Annotated in this window: 17 protein-coding genes and 1 pseudogene; 8 read left to right on the top strand and 10 right to left on the bottom strand. The window is 68.6% G+C overall.

All coding sequences use genetic code 11. The features are described from left to right. Positions 1-185: 185 nt before the first annotated feature. Entirely contained in the window at positions 186-1,598 is a 1,413-nt protein-coding gene (gene lpdA / locus BLU79_RS02480) for a dihydrolipoyl dehydrogenase (RefSeq protein WP_093903876.1), read from the top strand. A gap of 218 nt (positions 1,599-1,816) precedes the next feature. Here the strand turns inward: lpdA and BLU79_RS02475 are convergent, their stop codons facing one another. The 6 genes and pseudogenes from BLU79_RS02475 to BLU79_RS02455 form a co-directional block, all read right to left on the bottom strand. Further along, a complete protein-coding gene (locus tag BLU79_RS02475) occupies positions 1,817-2,503 on the bottom strand; it encodes a TetR/AcrR family transcriptional regulator (protein WP_093903875.1) in 687 nt (228 codons plus the stop codon). Positions 2,504-2,543: 40 nt separating this feature from the next. Continuing rightward, positions 2,544-3,299: an SDR family oxidoreductase gene (locus tag BLU79_RS02470; protein ID WP_093904198.1), complete on the bottom strand. Its 756-nt coding sequence runs from the start codon at positions 3,297-3,299 to the stop codon at positions 2,544-2,546. Positions 3,300-3,896: 597 nt separating this feature from the next. Next, positions 3,897-4,043: a hypothetical protein gene (locus BLU79_RS48030; RefSeq protein WP_177000829.1), complete on the bottom strand. Its 147-nt coding sequence runs from the start codon at positions 4,041-4,043 to the stop codon at positions 3,897-3,899. Between the two features lie 122 nt (positions 4,044-4,165). Further along, a pseudogene (locus BLU79_RS02465) lies at positions 4,166-4,309 on the bottom strand (transposase); the annotation flags it as partial. Positions 4,310-4,348: 39 nt separating this feature from the next. Beyond that, entirely contained in the window at positions 4,349-4,813 is a 465-nt protein-coding gene (locus BLU79_RS02460) for a MarR family winged helix-turn-helix transcriptional regulator (protein ID WP_177000828.1), read from the bottom strand. A gap of 163 nt (positions 4,814-4,976) precedes the next feature. Then, entirely contained in the window at positions 4,977-6,203 is a 1,227-nt protein-coding gene (locus tag BLU79_RS02455; protein ID WP_093903873.1) for an acyl-CoA dehydrogenase family protein, read from the bottom strand. 63 nt (positions 6,204-6,266) lie between these two features. On the opposite strand from BLU79_RS02455, the gene BLU79_RS02450 reads away from it, so the two are divergent. Beyond that, positions 6,267-7,094 carry an SDR family oxidoreductase gene (locus BLU79_RS02450; RefSeq protein WP_093903872.1) on the top strand — a complete coding sequence of 276 codons (828 nt, stop codon included), beginning with the start codon at positions 6,267-6,269 and terminating at the stop codon, positions 7,092-7,094. A gap of 426 nt (positions 7,095-7,520) precedes the next feature. Here the strand turns inward: BLU79_RS02450 and BLU79_RS02445 are convergent, their stop codons facing one another. Both BLU79_RS02445 and BLU79_RS02440 read right to left on the bottom strand, forming a co-directional pair. Next, positions 7,521-8,597: an alpha/beta fold hydrolase gene (locus tag BLU79_RS02445; RefSeq protein ID WP_256333111.1), complete on the bottom strand. Its 1,077-nt coding sequence runs from the start codon at positions 8,595-8,597 to the stop codon at positions 7,521-7,523. Between the two features lie 167 nt (positions 8,598-8,764). Further along, positions 8,765-9,355, bottom strand: a complete 591-nt coding sequence (locus BLU79_RS02440) for a TetR/AcrR family transcriptional regulator (RefSeq protein WP_093903871.1) — start codon at positions 9,353-9,355, stop codon at positions 8,765-8,767. A gap of 73 nt (positions 9,356-9,428) precedes the next feature. Between BLU79_RS02440 and BLU79_RS02435 the strand changes: the two genes are divergently transcribed. From BLU79_RS02435 to BLU79_RS48760, 5 genes are all read left to right on the top strand, one after another. Then, complete coding sequence (locus BLU79_RS02435; RefSeq protein WP_093903870.1) at positions 9,429-10,268, top strand: SDR family NAD(P)-dependent oxidoreductase; 840 nt, start codon at positions 9,429-9,431, stop codon at positions 10,266-10,268. A 69-nt stretch (positions 10,269-10,337) separates the two neighbouring features. Further along, positions 10,338-10,460, top strand: coding sequence for a hypothetical protein (locus BLU79_RS48765; protein WP_256333110.1), 123 nt, complete (start codon positions 10,338-10,340; stop codon positions 10,458-10,460). Between the two features lie 12 nt (positions 10,461-10,472). Next, positions 10,473-11,798: an aldehyde dehydrogenase family protein gene (locus BLU79_RS02430; RefSeq protein ID WP_218137757.1), complete on the top strand. Its 1,326-nt coding sequence runs from the start codon at positions 10,473-10,475 to the stop codon at positions 11,796-11,798. Next, on the top strand, positions 11,699-12,604 hold the full coding sequence (locus tag BLU79_RS02425; RefSeq protein WP_093903869.1) for an NmrA family NAD(P)-binding protein: 906 nt from the start codon (positions 11,699-11,701) through the stop codon (positions 12,602-12,604). The genes BLU79_RS02430 and BLU79_RS02425 overlap by 100 nt, the downstream gene beginning before the upstream one ends. Positions 12,605-13,575: 971 nt before the next feature. Next, positions 13,576-14,139 carry an SNG1 family protein gene (locus BLU79_RS48760; RefSeq protein WP_256333109.1) on the top strand — a complete coding sequence of 188 codons (564 nt, stop codon included), beginning with the start codon at positions 13,576-13,578 and terminating at the stop codon, positions 14,137-14,139. Positions 14,140-14,383: 244 nt separating this feature from the next. Here the strand turns inward: BLU79_RS48760 and BLU79_RS02410 are convergent, their stop codons facing one another. Continuing rightward, complete coding sequence (locus BLU79_RS02410) at positions 14,384-14,893, bottom strand: winged helix-turn-helix transcriptional regulator (protein ID WP_256333108.1); 510 nt, start codon at positions 14,891-14,893, stop codon at positions 14,384-14,386. Between the two features lie 160 nt (positions 14,894-15,053). Between BLU79_RS02410 and BLU79_RS02405 the strand changes: the two genes are divergently transcribed. Continuing rightward, on the top strand, positions 15,054-16,067 hold the full coding sequence (locus tag BLU79_RS02405) for an NADP-dependent oxidoreductase (RefSeq protein ID WP_093903867.1): 1,014 nt from the start codon (positions 15,054-15,056) through the stop codon (positions 16,065-16,067). Between the two features lie 56 nt (positions 16,068-16,123). Here the strand turns inward: BLU79_RS02405 and BLU79_RS02400 are convergent, their stop codons facing one another. Further along, positions 16,124-17,593, bottom strand: coding sequence for an amidase (locus tag BLU79_RS02400; protein ID WP_093903866.1), 1,470 nt, complete (start codon positions 17,591-17,593; stop codon positions 16,124-16,126). Positions 17,594-17,880: the final 287 nt, after the last annotated feature.

Raw genomic sequence — 17,880 nt, 5'->3', positions numbered from 1 at the left:
CGCGGCGCTGAAGCTGACGTTCGGGAAGCCGCCGAGACGGTGGACCATACGGCCGCCTCCACCGGTTCCCCGCGCGGCGGGCGGTGGCGGATGCCGCCGCCGGCGGGTTGGTGAACAGATGGTTCGATCGGGAGTGAGTCCGCCCCCCGCGGGGGCCGGCCGCACCAGCGGAAAGGAAGCCGTCCATGGATGAGCAGGGTGAGCGCTTCGACGTCGTCGTACTCGGCGCGGGCCCCGGCGGGTACGTTGCCGCGATCCGGGCCGCACAACTGGGCAAGCGGGTCGCGGTCGTCGAGGAGAAGTACTGGGGAGGCGTCTGTCTGAACGTCGGCTGCATCCCCACCAAGGCCCTGTTGCGCAACGCCGAACTCGCGCACGTCTTCACGCGCGAGGCGAAGACCTTCGGCATCAAGGTCGACGGCGAGGTCTCCTTCGACTACGGCGAGGCGTTCCGCCGCAGCCGGAAGGTCGCGGACGGCCGGGTCAAGGGCGTCCACTACCTGATGAAGAAGAACAAGATCACGGAGATCAGTGGGCGCGGCACGTTCCTCGACCCCCATACGCTCCAGGTCGTGGACTACGACGGCAACACCCGAACCGTCGGTTTCGACCACTGCGTCATCGCCACCGGAGCGACGCCCAAGCTGCTGCCCGGCACCCGCCGCACCTCGCGTGTCGTGACGTTCGAGGAGCAGATCCTCGCCGAGGACCTGCCGCAGTCGATCGTGATCGCGGGAGCCGGCGCCATCGGCGTCGAGTTCGCGTACATCCTGCACAACTACGGTGTGAAGGTCACCATCGTCGAGTTCCTGGACCGGATCGCCCCGCTGGAAGACGCCGCGGTCTCCGCCGAACTCGCCAAGCAGTACCGGAAGTCGGGCATCGACGTCCTCACCTCGACCCGCGTCGAGTCGATCGACGAGTCGGGCGCGCAGGTCCGTGTCACGGTCACCGGCAAGGACGGCGCCCAGCAGGTCCTTCAGGCCGACAAGGTCCTGCAGGCGATCGGTTTCGCGCCGAACGTCACCGGCTACGGCCTGGAGAACACCGGCGTGCGGGTCACCGAACGCGGCGCGATCGACGTCGACGGCCGCTGCCGCACCTCCGTCCCGCACATCTACGCCATCGGTGACGTCACCGCGAAGCTGATGCTCGCGCACGCCGCCGAGGCCATGGGCGTGGTCGCCGCCGAGACGATCGCGGACGCGGAGACCATGGAGCTGGACTACGTGATGATCCCGCGGTCCACCTTCTGCCAGCCTCAGATCGCCAGCTTCGGCTACACCGAGGCACAGGCCCGGGAGAAGGGCTTCGACGTCCAGGTGGCCAAGTTTCCGTTCACCGCGAATGCCAAGGCCCATGGCCTGGGCGATGCGACCGGGTTCGTGAAGCTGATCAGCGACGCCAAGTACGGCGAGCTCCTCGGCGGCCACCTCATAGGCCCCGACGTCACCGAACTCCTCCCCGAGCTGACCCTGGCCCAGCAGTGGGACCTCACGGTCCACGAGGTCGCCCGCAACGTCCACGCCCACCCGACCCTCGGCGAGGCGGTCAAGGAAGCCGTCCACGGCCTCGCCGGCCACATGATCAACATGTAGCGTTATGAGGGCTCGACATTGGTGACGCTCTCGCGGAGGCGTGCTGCCGGCGGCTTTCGAGAACTGCCAGATCGGTGTGTTCCTCGCCTACCGGCCGCGGACGCACGCTGATCGACCGGCGGCTGTATCCGCCCACCTCCTGGACGGACGACCGCGAGCGCTGCCGACGGTAGGGCGACGTATCGAAGTCCTTGCGGCGTGAACCGGAGGTCCGGGGTTCAGGATCCGGTGCCGTAGCGGCTGAGCATGAGGGCGACGGCTTCGTCCACGATCGCGGCGTCGGTGGGGTTGGGCGGGACGAAGTCGGTCCGCACGAGTTGGGGCCACAGGAACTGGCTGCAGATCATGCCGAGGAACTGTTCGGCCACTTCGGATGCCGGCAGCGACTGTCCGTCGGCCGAACGGAAGTCGAGTGTGCCCGCCTGTGCTTCGGCCTCCAGGTAGTCGCGGAGCCGGTCGAAGAAGGGGCCCCGGTCGATGGCGAAGCCGGTGCCGACGATGTCGGCGAGTTCCGGCATCTGGGGGAGTTCGGTGATGATGAGGCGGCACAGCGCCGCCGTGCCCGGCCGCGCGACCAGGCAGGCGTAGTCGCGGCCGATGTGGTCGAGACCGTACCGGGGGTCGCCGGGCGGTGGCGGCGCGGCGTACTCCACATCCAGCTGCCATTGTTCGGAGGTGACGGCCGCGAACAGCGCGGCCTTGGAGGGGTACCGCTTGAAGAGGGTGCCGGTGGAGACGCGGGCCTCCTTGGCGATCTGGGCCAAGGAGGTCTTGTCGTATCCCCGGGCGAGGAAGAGGTCGCGGGCGGCGCGGATGATGCGGGCGCGGTTCTCTTCTTTGATCTGCGCGTGATATCCGGCCTGGCATGTGTCGCCACCGGTTTCCGCTCGGTCCGCCACCGACATGCTCACGCCTCTCGCCCGTCTCCCGGCCGTGTCCTCGCTGTCAGAGGACGGTCTGGCCTCCGTCCAGGATAAGGTCCTGGCCCACCGCGAAGGCGGAGGCGTCGGAGGCCAGGTACACGACGGCCTCCGCGACCTCCTCCGGCAGACCCATGCGGCCCAGCGGGATGCCGGCGCTGATCCCCTCCAGGACCGCCGCCTGCACCGCGGGGTCCTCGATCCCGAGCTTGGCGTACAGCGGGGTGTCCACCGGGCCGGGGCTGACCGCGTTGAAGCGGATGCCGTGCGACTTGAGCAGGTCCGCGTTCCACGACCGCATCAGGGAGGAGACAGCCGCCTTCGTCGCGGCGTAGGCGTTCGAGTGCCCGTAGCCGCCGTGCGCGCTGCTGGACGCGTTGAGGATGACCGAGGACGGGTTGGCCAGCACGGGCACCAGGGCCTGGGTGAGGAAGAAGACGCTCTTGACGTTGATGTCGAAGAGCCGGTCGTAGCTGTCCTCCGTGTGGTCCTCGAAGGGCCGCCAGTCCGAGACGCCGGCGTTCAGGAACGCCACGTCCAGCTTTCCGAAGTGCTCACCCACCTGCTTGGCCAGGGCGCGCTGCGCATCGAGATCGCGTGCGTCGGCCTGCACGACGGGCACCTTGTCCCCGAGGACCTGCCGGGCCCTGTCGATGCTGGCCGGGGTCACGCCGGTGACCAGCACGTCGGCCCCCTCCGCGAGGAAACGCCGGGCGGTCTCCAGACCGATCCCGCTCGTGCCGCCGGTGATGAGGGCGCGCTTGCCCATAAGACGAGTCATGTTCATGGTTCCTTGCCGAGGCGTAAGGTAAGTCAATGGACTCACCACTTGAAGGTAACTCCCGCACCACCCTCATGGCAAGTCGATCCACTTACCATCGGTGGTCTGGCGCGGTTCGGCCACAACGGAGAAGGTGGCCGACACCGGCTCGAAGGCCGTGTTGCTGCCGCCCGCGAGGAGCCGGGCGATGATGGCCTTCCCGGCGCCAGGCGGTCCTGGACGGTGGCACTGAGGCGCCGCTGGGCGACCGTACGGGCCCAGAAGCGGAGTCCGCGGCCAGGACCAGGAGGTGGTCCTGCCCGACGCCTTCCAGCTTTGCGCGCAGGCGGTCGGCGACTGGCTGGGAGGGCTCCTCGTCGAAGAGCGGCAGGATCGCTACGGTCGGTTCCATCGGCCCCTCGGGCCGCAGGCGGGCATGCGCGGACGAGGTGAGCCGACGGGGTGCTCCTGCACGTGGGTGCGTTAAGAGGTGCGTTCGTACCCTGTCAATGGCCGCAAGGAAGGTCGACTTCCCCCTATTCCCCGCACGGGTCCGATGGCGTGGGGTCGGTCGACAGAGCGCCCAGCGATGACAGCCGTCTGGAGGAGCCCGGGGCTTCAGCCCGGCGGGGCGGACTGCCGCGCTGCCAAGTATTCGGACCAGTTCCCGCCCGCGAGGGTGGCCCCGGCTTCGGCTGTCTTGGGTTGGATGCCGAGCAGGTCGGTGATGACCATGGGCGGCAGGTCTACGAGGGCGTCCATCATGGCGGTGTTCCGGGCTGCGCGGGCGGGCAGACCGTGGTGTCTCAGGGCGTCGGCGAAGCCGAGGGGGTTGCGCGGGTGCGCTGTGACCGGGCAAGAGGTATCTGCACCCGGCCGTGTTGCTGGGGCGCTCCTGTCCGCAACCGCCACAACACGCCGTTCACGACCTGCCGGTGTTCCCGCCAAGACCGCCCACGACCATCCGCACCCGGCAGCAGCGGAGCTATCCGCTCCCACGCCGCATCCGTCAACTCACCCCGACCAACCACAAGATCAATTATCAGACACGGCCTAGGTCCGGGAGCACGTCAAGCCCTTTTCGCGCCGCTCTGCTCGCGGACGACGTCGAACATGGCGGTGAGAGCGGGACTCTCGGCAAGGCTGCTCAGCAGGGCGTGTAGCGAGTGCCGCTCAGTGGTGCCGAGGTCGGGGAGGATTTCGGTGTCGAGGCCGACGAGTGTGCGGTTGAGGTCGGCCAGGACCTTGCGCCCGTCGTCGGTGATGTCGACGGCGTAGCGGCGTCGGTCCTGCGGATCGCGTGTCCGCTCGGCGTATCCGGCCCGCTCAAGGTCGTCGAGACTTGTCACCATCGTCGCCGGGTCGATGCGCAGGAACGAGCCGAGCGCCAGCTGCGGCATGGCCCCGTTGTCGGCCAGGGCCTGCAAGACGCTGTAGTGGCGCACGCGCAGGCCGGTGCCGCTGATGCCGTCTTCGGCGATCCTGAATGCCACCTGCCCGAGTTTGACCAGCAGGCAGATGGTGTGTTCAGCCACTGTCCCCGGTACCAGCGGAGCCTCGGACATCGTTTATCCCGCCTATGGTTAGCCCTGCGTATCGTCTGGGTCCATCCTACGAGAAGGCCTGAGGTGGCCGGACAGGGTCAGCGATCTAGGCGCGCTGAATCGGGGCACGCAGGGCAGGGGATGCGCGGGGTCGTCAGCCGGTGATGGTCCGGCCGAAGATCTGCCGGGCTATGACCCACTTCTGGATCTCGTTGGTGCCCTCGTAGATCTCACCGATCTTGCTGTCCCGGTAGATCGCCTCGACAGGGCCGGGGCTGCCGTCGGCACCCAGTTCGCGGGCGAAGCCGAGGCCTCCGAAAGCCTGGACGGCGTCGCGCGCCATGTCCACCGACAGCTTGGTGGCGTAGTACTTCGCCATCGCGGCCTCGGGTTCCGGGGACGGGTTGCCGGCGTCCAGGCGAAGGGCCGCCTTGGTGACGAGGGTGCGGGCGTTGTCGATCTCGGTGGCCCGCTCGGCGAGCAGGAACTGCCAGTGCTGGTTGGCGGCCACCGGCTTGCCGAAGGCGTGGCGCGTCGACAGGTGGGCCACGGTGTGGTCGAAGGCGGCCTGTGCCATGCCGACCCCGGCGGCGGCGATGCCGATCCGGCCGTAGGTGAGGGTGGTCAGTGCGTGGCGCAGTCCGTGTCCCTCGGTGCCGCCGAGGAGGTCGTCGTCGGACAGGTGTACGTCCGTGAAGCGGATGTCCGCGGTGAGCTGGCCGCGGTTGCCCATCTTGCGGTCGGCGAGGCCGACTTGAACGCCCGGAAGTGCCGTGTCGACGATGAACATGCTCAGCCGCTCGCCGGTGCGGGCGAGAACCACCACGAACGCGGCCACGGGCGAGTTGGAGATCCACCGCTTGTGGCCGTTCAGCACCCAGCCGGTCTCGGTGCGTACGGCCTCGGTCTGAACGGCCTGCGGAGACAGGTCGCTGGAGGCGTCCGGCTCGGTGGTGGCGAACGCGCCGACCACCGAGCCCTCCGCGACCTTGGGCAGCCAGCGCTGCTGCTGCTCCTCGGTGCCCTGCCGCAGGGCGTTGCCCGCCAGGATGCAGTGCACGTCGAAGACGGCCGCGACGCTGCTGGAGTAGTAGGCAAGTTCCTCGATCGCCGCGGCGGTGGCGGTCGCCGGGTGGGTCAGACCGTCGCCGCCGACCTCGCCGGGGAACGGGATGCGGAAGACCCCCGCCGATGCGAGCGCGTCGAACGCCTGACGGGGGAAGCCGTCGGTGCGCTCGTCGCCGTTGGCGATCGCCGCGGCGTGCGGAGCCACCTCGTGCTCCGCGATCCGGCGCACGGCGGCACGTACGGACTGGGTCTCTTTGGGGGCGAGGAGCTCGTGGTAGAGCCGGTCGCTCTGGCGTGCGGGAGTGGAAGTCATGCGCGGACCATATCATTCGTGTCACGTATGATTAGTTCACCAATCGATTTTGGAGGTTCGACCATGCCACGGACGCTGGCCGGCAAGACCGTCCTGATGTCGGGAGGCAGCCGCGGCATCGGACTCGCCATCGCCCTGCGCGCTGCCCGCGACGGTGCGAACGTGGTGATGCTCGCCAAGACCGCCGTACCGCACCCGAAGCTCGAAGGCACGGTTCACACCGCGGTCGAGGAGATCGAGCGCGCGGGCGGCAAGGGGCTGGCCGTCGTCGGTGACGTCCGCAACGAGGACGACGTACGCACCGCCGTCAACGCCGCGGTCACTGCCTTCGGCGGCATCGACATCGTGGTGAACAACGCCAGCGCGATCGACCTGTCGTCGACGGAGCAGCTGGAGATGAAGCGGTACGACCTGATGCAGGACATCAACACGCGCGGCACGTTCCTGCTGAGCAAGGCCGCGATCCCGCACCTGCGGGAAGCGGACAACCCGCACATCCTCACCCTCTCGCCGCCGTTGAACCTCGCGCCGCACTGGGTGGGCAAGCATCTCGGCTACACGCTGTCGAAGTACGGGATGAGTCTGTGCACCATCGGGCTCGCCGAGGAGCTCGCCGCCGACGGCATCGCCGCCAACTCGCTGTGGCCGCGAACGCTGATCGACACCGCCGCCGTACGCAACGTGGTCGGCGGCGCCGGACAGGCCCGTAGTCCGCGGATCATGGCTGACGCCGCGTACGCCGTCCTCACGCGTGACGCGCGCAAGTGCACCGGCAACCTGTTCATCGACGACGAGGTCCTGTCGGACGAAGGCGTCGCCGACCTCTCCGGGTACAGCCCTGCCGGCTTCGAGGGGGAACTCGCCCTCGACATCTTCGTCGATCCGGCCTGATCCCGCTCCGCTTCGGGGCGTGGGCGGAACTCCCCCTCTCGGACGGCGACGATCCGCGCCCCGGTGCGCAAGGCGTGCGCGACACCCTGCTCACGGCTGCGCCACCGGCCGTACGGGCCGACATGCGCAGCCGCCGCGATCGGACGTCCGTTCAACGCGTACCTGGGCATGCGCTGGTGCGCACGGGCAAGTTCCTCGGCTACTACGTCACCGTGTGCGACGGCCGGCCGTGTATGCCACCCGGTGTGCGTCCTCACCACGACGCCCAGTTTGATTCACCCCGCCTGGAGAAGGTCCTGCGACTGCCGGCCGCCCACATCGGTGCGATGGCCTCAGATGGCGTCCCGCCGGGTGGTGCAGCCGGTCCCAAGTCGCCGGAATCCGCAGGTCGGCGGCGACTCCGCACGACCGGAGCCTCAATTCGCCTCAGCAGGGCGCCTCGTGGACCACCGCCTCTGTCCCCATCGAGGGGCGGAAGCTGCCCATGGAGCACACGGAGGTGGGTACCGACCTCGTGCTGTGCAACTCCACCGACCCCTGGGGGGCAAAGCGTCGGCACCATGCCACGCCGTACCGGCTCGCAGAGGGCCGGGGCCGGGCCGTAAGGCCCCACTCCTGCGACAGCCACTCAAGTTCAGGACTCGAGGAACTCCAGCACCCGGGCCACGAAGTCGTCGTGGCACTGGAAGACACCTCCGTGCCCGGCATCCGGGTAGAGGGGGATGAGTTCGCTCTCGGGCAGGCGGGCGGCCAGGTCGAGTGTGTTCGGGCTGGGTACCATCCGGTCGATCTCGCCGTTTGCCACGAGGGCCGGCTGCCGAACGGCGGACAGGTCCGACGGCGCCTGTCGGCCCCACCGCTTGATGGCCTCAACTGAGCGCGGAACGACGGCAGCGAGATGTCCTTGTCGCGGTCGTGCGTGCGCTCCTTCAGCCGTTCCAGGAACTCGCGTCCGGCCTGCCGACCGCCTGCGGTGTCGGTGAAGAAGAGGAAGAGCTTGGGGTCCTGACGGGTGAGGGCGCCCTTGAGCGCGGCCTGGATGGCGAGTGCCGGGACCTTGTCGATGCCGGGACCCCCGGCGGGTCCGGTGCCGGCGAGGATGACCTTGCGCACGAGGTGCGGCTCCTCCGCCGCGATGACCTGTGCGATGAAGCCGCCCATCGACAGGCCGAACAGATCGACCTGGTCGAACCCGAGAGCCCGGATGAACAGCACGGCGTCGCGGGCCATCGCCTCGATCGTGCCGGGTGTGGAGCCGCTCGATCCGCCCACTCCGCGGTTGTCGAAGGTGATGACCCGACGACGTGCGGCGAGTCCGTCGACGACGCGCGGGTCCCAGTTGTCCAGCACCCCGGCCAGGTGAACCAGGAGGATGAGCGGTACGCCGTCCTTGGGGCCGAGTTCCCGGTAGGCGAAGTTCTCGCCGAGAACGGACACGGAGCGGGTCGCCGCGTTCTTGTGCGACGCCGTCGAGGGGGAGGGGGAGTTCCAGGGGGTGCTCATGTCCCGATCTTTCTGTAACGGGAGCACCTTCAGGGACTGCTGAAGCGTGTGGCCGCGGAGCGAGTCCTGCACGACGTCGTGATCGTGCAGCACTGTCTCGAACTCCTGCTTCTTGTAGTCGACGACGACATCCGCGCGTGGTTCGGTCTTGCTGGACGTGGCCGGTTTCAGGTGGGGGGGCGGATGGCCTGTACGGCGGTGTCGTAGAGGTCGAACATGTCGGCCTGTCCGCCCAGGCGTACCCATTCCTCGTTGGCTGCCTGCATGCAGCTGATCGCTGCGGCTGCGATCGCCCGGGCTTGCAGGCTGCGGCGGTCGGAGTCGGGCAGTCGCGGCTCGATCTGCGGTGCGAACAGGTCTTGCCAGCGGGCTTGCTTCTCGGCGTGTCCGGCGCGTAGGGAATCGTTGCCGAACAGCAGCGTGATGAACTCCAGGCGCCCTTCGGCTGTCGTGTCGATCTCCTCGAGCACCTGGAACGCCGCGCGCAGCGCCGCCCAGGCGTCCTCGTCGGCCGGGCGCTCCGCGAGGCGCGCGGCGATCAGGTCGCCCTGTTCGTCCAGGCCGCTGAGCGCGAGGTCTTCCTTGTTGCGGAAGTAGTTGAACAGGGTCCGCCGGGAGACGCCCGCTGTGGCGGCGACCTCGTCGAGGGTCGTGTCGTCGTAGCCCTTGGCGGCGAACAGCTCGATGGCGGTCCGGGCCAGCAGTGATCGGACCACGGAGCGGGTCTGTGCCCGAATAGGTGTCGGTTTCTGAGCCATGCACCGATGGTACGTCGTATCACTCGATGCAGGAACTTGCACTCAGTGCAAAAGCGTGCGTAGAGTGAATGTCATGAGTGCCATCGACTACCACCGCCAGACCGTCATCGTCACCGGCGCCAGCTCCGGCCTCGGCGCCGAATTCGCCCGCCAGCTGGCCCGCCGCGGCGCGAACCTCGTGCTGGTGGCCCGCCGGGCGGACCGGCTCGAGAGCCTGGCCGCCGAACTCACCCGCGCCCACGGCGTCACGGTGACCGCCGTCGCCCGCGACCTCGGCCTGCCCGATGCCGGCCGCACGCTGCGCGCCGAACTCGAGTCCCGCGGCATCTACGCCACCGGGCTGGTCAACAACGCCGGCTTCGGCACCCACGACGCGTTCACCGACGAGGACCCCGACCGCCTGCAGAGCATGATCGCGCTGAACGTCAGCGCGCTGGTCGACCTCAGCCGCGCCTATATCGACCCGCTGTCCTCCGCCGACACCGGCATCCTGATCAACGTCGCGAGCCTGCTGGGCTTCCAGCCGACCCCCTACATGGGTGTCTACGGCGCCACCAAGGCCTTCGTCCTCAGCTTCACCGAAGCGCTGTGGGAGGAGACCCGCGGCACCGGCCTGCGCGTCCTGGCCGTGAACCCCGGCGCCACCCGGACTGAGTTCTTCGACGTCGTCGGCAGCCAGTCCGCCGACTACGGCACGAAGCGGGCAACCCCCGAGCAGGTCGTGAAGATCGCTCTCGACACGCTCGACCGCCGGTCCGCGCCCCCGTCGGTGGTCACCAACGGCCGGCCGCTCGCCATCATCGGCAGGCTCCTGCCGCGCCGCTCGATGGTCCGGTTCATGGGCTGGATGGCCCGCCGCCAGCGCCCGCAGCACCCCGTCGCCCGCACCAACAGCCAAGGAACACGATCATGACCGTCGCCAGCCATCGAGGAGGCGATCAACGCCGACTTCGGACATCGCTCGCGACACGAGACCGCGTTCATGGAACTCGTGGGCGTCGTGCAGGGCATCGACTACCTGCAGCGCAACCTTCGCCGATTCATGCGCCCGACCCGCCGCCACATCGAGCTGCTGCTGCGTAACGGCAGCAACCGCATCGAATAGCAGCCGCTCGGCGTGGTCGGCGTCATCTCGCCGTGGACCTACCCCGTCAACCTGTCGCTGATGCCCGTCGTCACCGCGATCGCCGCCGGCAACCGCGTCATGCTCAAGCCGTCGAAGCTGACCCCGGCGACGAACGCGGTGCTCGCGTCGATGCTCAGCGAACTCTTCCCGCCGGAGCAGGTCACGATCGTCAGCGGCGACGGCTCCGCGTTCTCCTCCCTGCCGTTCGACCATCTCGTCTTCACCGGCAGCACCGAGGTCGGGCGAGCCGTGATGAAGGCGGCCAGCGACAACCTTGTCCCCGTCACGCTGGAACTCGGCGGCAAGTCTCCGACCATCGTGGCCAAGGGACACATCCGGGACCAGGCCGTGTCCGACATCGTCTTCGGCAAGCTTCTCAGCGGCGGGCAGACCTGCATCGCCCCCGACTACGCCCTGGTGCACGAATCCGAGATCGACGCCTTCATCGCCACCTACGACAGACTGGTGAAGACCGCCTACCCCGACGGCCCCACCAGCGACGACTACACCTCGATCATCGACGACAAGCAGTACAAGATCCTCACCGACCTGATAGACGACGCCCGTGCTCACGGGGCGCGGATCATCGAGGTCGGACACCGGCCGGGCGACGCGGCCCGCCGTCCGCACACCCTCGCACCGACCGTCGTGCTCGGCGTCACCGACGACATGCGCATCGCCCACGAGGAGATCTTCGGGCCCATCCTGCCGATCTTCGGTTACCGCGACATCGACGACGCCATCAACTACGTCAACGCACGACCCCGGCCGCTCGCGCTCTACTACTTCGGCGACGACGGCCCCGACCGGCGCAAGGTCCTCGACCGCACGACCTCCGGCAACGTCACCGTCAACGGCACCATCATGCACGTCGCCCAGGACGACCTCCCCTTCGGCGGCGTCGGCGCCAGCGGGATGGGCAAATACCACGGCATCGAAGGCTTCCGCACGCTCAGCCACCCCAAGGGCATCTACGTGCAAGGACGCTGGAACGCCACCCGCCTGCTGCAGGCAGCGCACCGAAGCTCTCCTCAACTTCTTCCTCCGATGAAGGAGGCACCACGGGCACCCGCAGGCCCAGAGCACCACACCCCCACACACAAGTGCGGCTGGCCGTTCGTCGAGGCCGATCGGCGACGTCGAGCACCAACACGCAGTACCGCCCACGCAGCGGCCAGGGCCTGGCCGAGGCGAACACCTCCGGAAGGAAGCCACCGATGGCTGATCACGACCTCGTTCTCGTCACCGGCGCCGGCGGTATGGGCCGCCTCGTCACCGAGCGGCTGCGCGCGCAGAACGTGCCGGTCCGCGTCCTGATCCGCCGCGAGGACGAGCGCGCGGCCGAGGTGCGGGCATGGGGCGCCGAGGTTGTCACCGGGGACCTGACTCGGCCCGAAACGGTGGCGGCCGCGCTCAACGGCGTCCGCCGGACGTACTTCGGACTCAGCGTGTCCCCGGACCACCTGCTGGCGGCGACCGTCATGGCCACGGTCGCCAAGGCGCACGGCGAACTCGACCTCCTGGTGGACATGTCGCAGATGACGGTCTCGCAGATGACCGCCACCAGCACCGCGGAATCCCACCAGCAGCGGCTGCACTGGCTGGCGGAGCAGGTGCTGGACTGGTCTGGCCTGCCCGTGGTGCATGTGCGCCCGACGACGTTCCTCGACAATCCGCTGTTCACCGCCCTCGCGGCGCGCTCGATCCGCGAGAACGGCACGCTGGCGCTGCCGTTCGGGACCGGACGCACCTCCCCAGTCGCTGCCGACGACGTCGCCCAGGTGGTCGCGACCATCCTGCGCGATCCCAGGGAGCACGCCGGGAAGGTGTACGAGCTGACCGGACCGCGGGCGCTCGACATGACCGAAGTAGCCCAGGAGTTCTCCAAGGCACTCGGCCGCACGGTGACCTACCTGGACGTCCCCTTGCAATGGTGGCGCACAGAGGTACTGGCGAACGCGGGCCTGCCACAGCACACCGAGCAGCACATCGCGACCATGGCGCAGCTGCACCGCGCGAACCGTTACGACAGGGCGACCATCGACGTCGAGCGCATCACCGGGAGGCGGCCCCTGGCCGTCGAGGAGTTCGTCGCCGTCCGCAAGGACTTCTACCTCGGCTAACTGCCGCAGCAATCCCAGGTGAAGGGGGCAGCACCGAAGTCGCGGTCGGGCACGCCGACGGTGGGCCACCCCGCCGGGCGGCGGTCCATCTGCGGCGATCATGTCTTATGAGGCCCGCGCCGGCGGGCTGGCCGTGCCGGACCGGCAAGGGCAAGCCGGCCATCCAGTACCACACCGCGCGCTTCCGGCTGGTGCCCCAACTCGGCAAGGCGCTCAGTGTGCCGACCCCCGCCGTACGCGAGACGGGGACGGTATGGACCGGGCTGCCCCGGCCTGTGTGTGCCGGCGCCGGACCGGGCGGGCATGTCCGCCGCGGTTACGCCCGCGCCGCGACCGCCCGGCAGTCCCTCGACACACAGCTCGACTCCCTCGCCGCGGCCGGGGTCACCCGAGATCCGTGCCTCCGGCGTCGCCGTCACCCTCTTCGTCCACGAACACAAACGACTCGGCCGTGGCATCGAACTCGCCATGCTCGCTGAGGAGCTGAAGGCGAGCGAGGTCGGCCCGGACTTCCTCACCGGGGAGCTCAAGGGCTCGTACGACGGCCGGCACCGCGGGACGCGGGGGGCACTCGCCTCTCGTGGCACTCCAGTGGGACCTGCGGATCTCCGGCGATGCCGACTACGCCGCTCGCTTCCTCGACGTCGTGCGGGTGGTGTGAGCCCCGGCGCGCTCCCGCGCTCCCGGCAGCTGATCAGGGACGGGAGCCGTCTTTACATGAACTGGAGTTCATCCGAGGCCTGTGGACAGTCACCGGTGCCATCGCGGGCGTCGTGGCCCTGTTGTTCGCGGTCCGCTGTCTCGGCGCAAACGTCGATCCGGTGGCCACCTGCACAAACTGCCCGCCGCTCTGGTCAACGCCGACGAGGGGGCGGTCGGCGGCGGGAAGCACGTCAACCTGGGCGCGCGGACAACCTGGTCGATCATGAAGTCAGTCGTCGGCGGAGACAAGACCGATGGGTGGGAAGGTGATGGACGAGAAGGAGGTGAAGGAGGAGCTCGGCAAGGGCAAGCTGTTCGGCGCGCGCGTCGTGCCTGACGACTTCACCTCCTGCACCTGCGCGCTGATCGGCACAGCGGCCGAGAACGCCTCGCTGCAAGTGGGCACGGAGCTGACCGCGCAGTCCGGAGTGCAGGAGGCGAAGCTGCCCGCTGCGGCGCGCCTCCTGCTCGCCGACCCGGCCGACGTCACCGTGAAGGACGGGCATCCGCTCGACTCGCACAGAGGCCTGGGCCTGACAGCGTTCTATTACGCGCTCACCCTCGCCAATGGCAGCACTCTCATGGCCGGACTGTCCCTGCTGATGGGCACCCTGGTCATGGCGGGCGCGGTCGGCCTGATGGGCATGGATGCCTCTCACCTGCCGCTGCTCTGGCTGTACTCGGTCTGCGCGATCGCAGTCGTGTTGGCGCTGGAGACGCAGCTCAGGATGGCGACGCCCGAGCCGGGGCGCAGGGTTCTGACCGTGCCCGCCGCCCGCGCCGCCGTGATTGCTGCGCTACTTGTGCGGGCATTGCCTGCGCCTGTGGCGTGACCTGCCTGGAGAGGTGGTGGGTGCGTGACCGCTTCAGGGCCGCGCTCGGCGGGGGCGGGAACGGGCGTTGTTCGATTCTCGGGGCCGCCTGGTCCACGTCCGGCGACCGACGCCCGCAATCGCCACTGGTGGTCCAGGTCCCGGCGGCGACCGCCAGAACGCAGACCCGGGCCGGACCGGGCGAGCGCGAGCGCACCTGGACGGACCGAGCCCGTCGCGAGCTCCCGGCGCCACCGCGCTCAGTTCACTCGGCGGGCCTCAGGCGAAAAGCGGGGCCGGGGATGCTCTCGATGTCTTCCGGCTGTACGGCGTGGCCCTGGTCGCAGCGGATCTGGGCGTCGACGTGCGCGCCGCATCCACGGTGCCGGGTCAGCATGGCCGGGCCCTCCGGGTCGGCGCGGTAGCGGTCGCCCCACTGTAGGAGCCCCATCACGGCCGGGACCAGATCCACACCCTTGGGTGTGATCACGTACTTCGGCCGGCTCCGCGAGCCCGGTTCCTTGTAGGTCTCGGTGGCCAGGATCCCTTCCTCCACGAGCATCTTGAGTCGCGCCGCGAGGAGGTTGCGAGGACAGCCGAGGACGCGTTCGAACTCGCTGAAACGGGACGAGCCGTACCAGACCTCGCGCAGGATCAGGATCGTCCACTTCTCGCCCACGACCTCAAGGGTCCGGGCGATCGAGCAGTTCGACGTGTCCCGGTCGAGACGGGGGTCCACGCCGGCGTCCTGTAGAGCTTCGGTCGTTGCATCCATGGGGGTGATCCTAACCTCCTCTGAGTTTACTTTTCCATACTCAGCCAGTACTGTCATGATCGGCACGTCAACCCTGCCGCAGACGAGAAGCAGGCGCACAGGGGACCCGTCCCAAGAATCACACCGACCACCGAGACACCCACGCAGAAAGGCGGCCGCCATGAAGGCATTCGTCGTCGAGAAGTACGGCAAGGACGGCGCCCGCGCCGCCGACGTGCCCGAGCCCACCGTCGGAGCCCGCGACGTTCTGGTCAGAGTGAGCGCCGCCAGCATCAACCCGCTGGATAAAATGGTCCGCAACGGGGAGTTCAAGCAGCTCCTGAAGTACAAGACCCCGTTCGTGCTGGGCCACGACGTGGCCGGTGTCGTGACACAGGTCGGCTCCGCCGTACGCGGCTTCAAGGTCGGTGACGAGGTCTACGCCCGCCCGCGCGACCTTCGCGTCGGGGGCTTCGCGGAGTACATCGCGATCGACGTCGACGATGTCGCGCCCAAGCCCGCCTCCCTCACCCTCCAAGAGGCAGCCGCGGTGCCGCTGGTGGCCCTGGCCGCCTGGCAGGTCCTCGTCGAGCGCGCGCACGTGAAGCCGGGGCAGAAGGTGCTCGTCCACGCCGGTGCCGGCGGCCTCGGATCGACGGTCATCCAGCTCGCCAAGCACCTCGGCGCCACGGTGGCGACGACCACGAACACCGCGACCGAGGAACTGGTCAAGAACCTCGGCGCCGACCTCGTCGTCGACTACACCAAGGAGGACTTCTCGAAGGTGCTCTCCGGCTACGACCTGGTGCTGGACGCCGTGGGCGGGGCGAACCTCGAGAAGTCGCTGACCGTGCTGAAGCCCGGCGGCCTGGCCATCAGTGTCGTCGGCCCGCCGGACGCCGGATTCGCCAAGCAGCTCGGCGCCCCCGCCGTCATGGGCCTGGTCATGAGCGCCCTCAGCCGCAAGATCCGCAAGCGGGCCAGGGCGCTGGGCGTGCGCTACGAGTTCTTCTTCATGGAGGCCAACGGCTCCCAGCTGCGCAAACTCGGCGCCCTCTACGACAGCGGGAAGCTCCGCCCGGTCATCGACAGCACCTTCCCCTTCGACCAGACGCTCGAGGCGATGGCGTACGTCGAGCAGGGCCGCACCAAGGCCGGCAAGGTCGTGGTCTCGATGGTGCCCGACGGCGAGTGAAACCGTGCGGGCCGATCCGGTGGCCGTTCACCCATGCGGGGACGGGCGGCTGATCGTCACGCGAAGGCCGGAGGGGGCTGGTAGCCCTCGACTTCCCGCCCCAGGAGCTCGGCGAACTTGATGGTGGTGAGGTCGCCGCCGCTCGGCCCCATCGCCTGCAGCCCGACGGGCAGACCGTCACGGCCCGTTCGGACGGGGATGGTCGTCGCCGGAGAGCCTGCCACATTGGCGATGGCGCTCCACTTGACCTGATCCCAATAGGAACGGGAATGCCCGTCCACCTGGATCCGGCGGCCGAACCTGTCGATCGGCTTGGTGTGATGAGGCGGCGCCGTGGTCGGAGTCACTGGCATGAGCAGGACGTCGAACTTACGGAAGAACTCGGCCCACCGGTGCCGGAGTTCATGGCGTGCGACGTCCGCTTGCAGCCAGCTGTAGTGGGACTGGAAGGTTCCTCTCACCGCGTCCAGCACCTCTCCACGAGGGTGTTGGACAAGACGCGCGAGGGTCGCGGCGTTGGAGGCCGCTGTCAGTCCGGACCGGTCGTAGGTGAAGGCGCCGAAGAGCAGGCGCTGAAACAGGGCATGACTGGTCGTCATGTCGACGGGCAGGCTGGTGGGCCGTACTTCGACCTTCGTGCCCGCCGCTTTCAGGGCGCTCAAGGCGTCGTCCACTGCGGCAACGACATCGTGGTCTATCGGGCATGACGCGTCCTCGGTCCACACCGCCACACGGAAGGCGCCGAGTTCGTTCGCTCGTGGTGGTGCGAGGGTGTAGCTGAAGCCACCGTCACGCTCCGGCGGTCCTACCGTCGCGTGGAGGATGGGGACCAGGTCGCGTGCGTCGCGCACTTGGGCGCCGGCACAAGCGAGGTCGATCTCCGCCCACCGTCCGACACCTGGTCCGCCCGGGACGTGTCCGATGAGGGGGATGGACCGCCAGGTCGCCTTGTGTCCGTACAGACCGTTGAAGTGTGCCGGAATCCGGGTGGATCCGCCGATTTCCGAGCCGAAGTCGAAAGCCGTGAGTCCGGCGGCTGTTGCCACTGCTCCACCGCCCGCGGAACCTCCGGACGTGCGGGCGGTGTTCCAGGGATTCAGCGTCGGCCCGAACACGGGGTTGTCCGCTTGGACGTCCTGGTTTCCGGCGGGCAGATTGGTCTTGCCGATGATCACTGCACCTGCGGCCCGCAAGCGTTGTACCGCCTCTGCGTCCTGCTCGGGTACGTAGTCCTTGAGGTGGGTGCGACCGCAGACCGTCCGCAGGCCGGCGGTCTCGTAGCTGTCCTTCAGCGTGATCGGGAGACCGTGGAGCGCGCCGAGTTCCGCCCCGGCCGCCCGTTTCGCGTCGGCTGCCCTGGCATCGGACTGCGCCCGCTCGACGTCCAGCGTGACGACTGCGTTCAGCGTTTCGTTGTGCACGCCAATGCGTCGCAAGTAGGTTTCGAGCAGTTCCTCACTCGAAACCTGCCCTGACGCCAGCGCATCCAGTTGGTCCGTGGCCGGTTGGAAGGGGAGGTCGCGCACGGAGAGCCTCGTTTCTGTGTGCCCTGATCGGCGAACCCGCAGTTGAGCGACCGTGGCTGGTCGGTCGTCGCAGCGGGAGGGCCTTGGCGTTGTCGCCGTGAGGCGCTGACACGTGCGCCTGGAGAGTTCCGGATCGGACAGCGGTGGGCGCAGTTGCCAGATGGGTGCGGCAACTTGGTGCGGGTCCGCGACTTGTGGCGACCCTGCGGACGGTTGATCGGGACGTTACCATCTGAGTATAAGTAAGTAAACCTAGATGGTTGAGTGCGTCGCTGCGGGGTCCCTTC

The sequence above is a fragment of the Streptomyces sp. cf386 genome (assembly GCF_900103585.1).
Taxonomy (GTDB): domain Bacteria; phylum Actinomycetota; class Actinomycetes; order Streptomycetales; family Streptomycetaceae; genus Streptomyces.
Note: the sequence above shows the minus strand (reverse complement) of the source record. Positions and strands in the feature narration are given on the sequence as shown.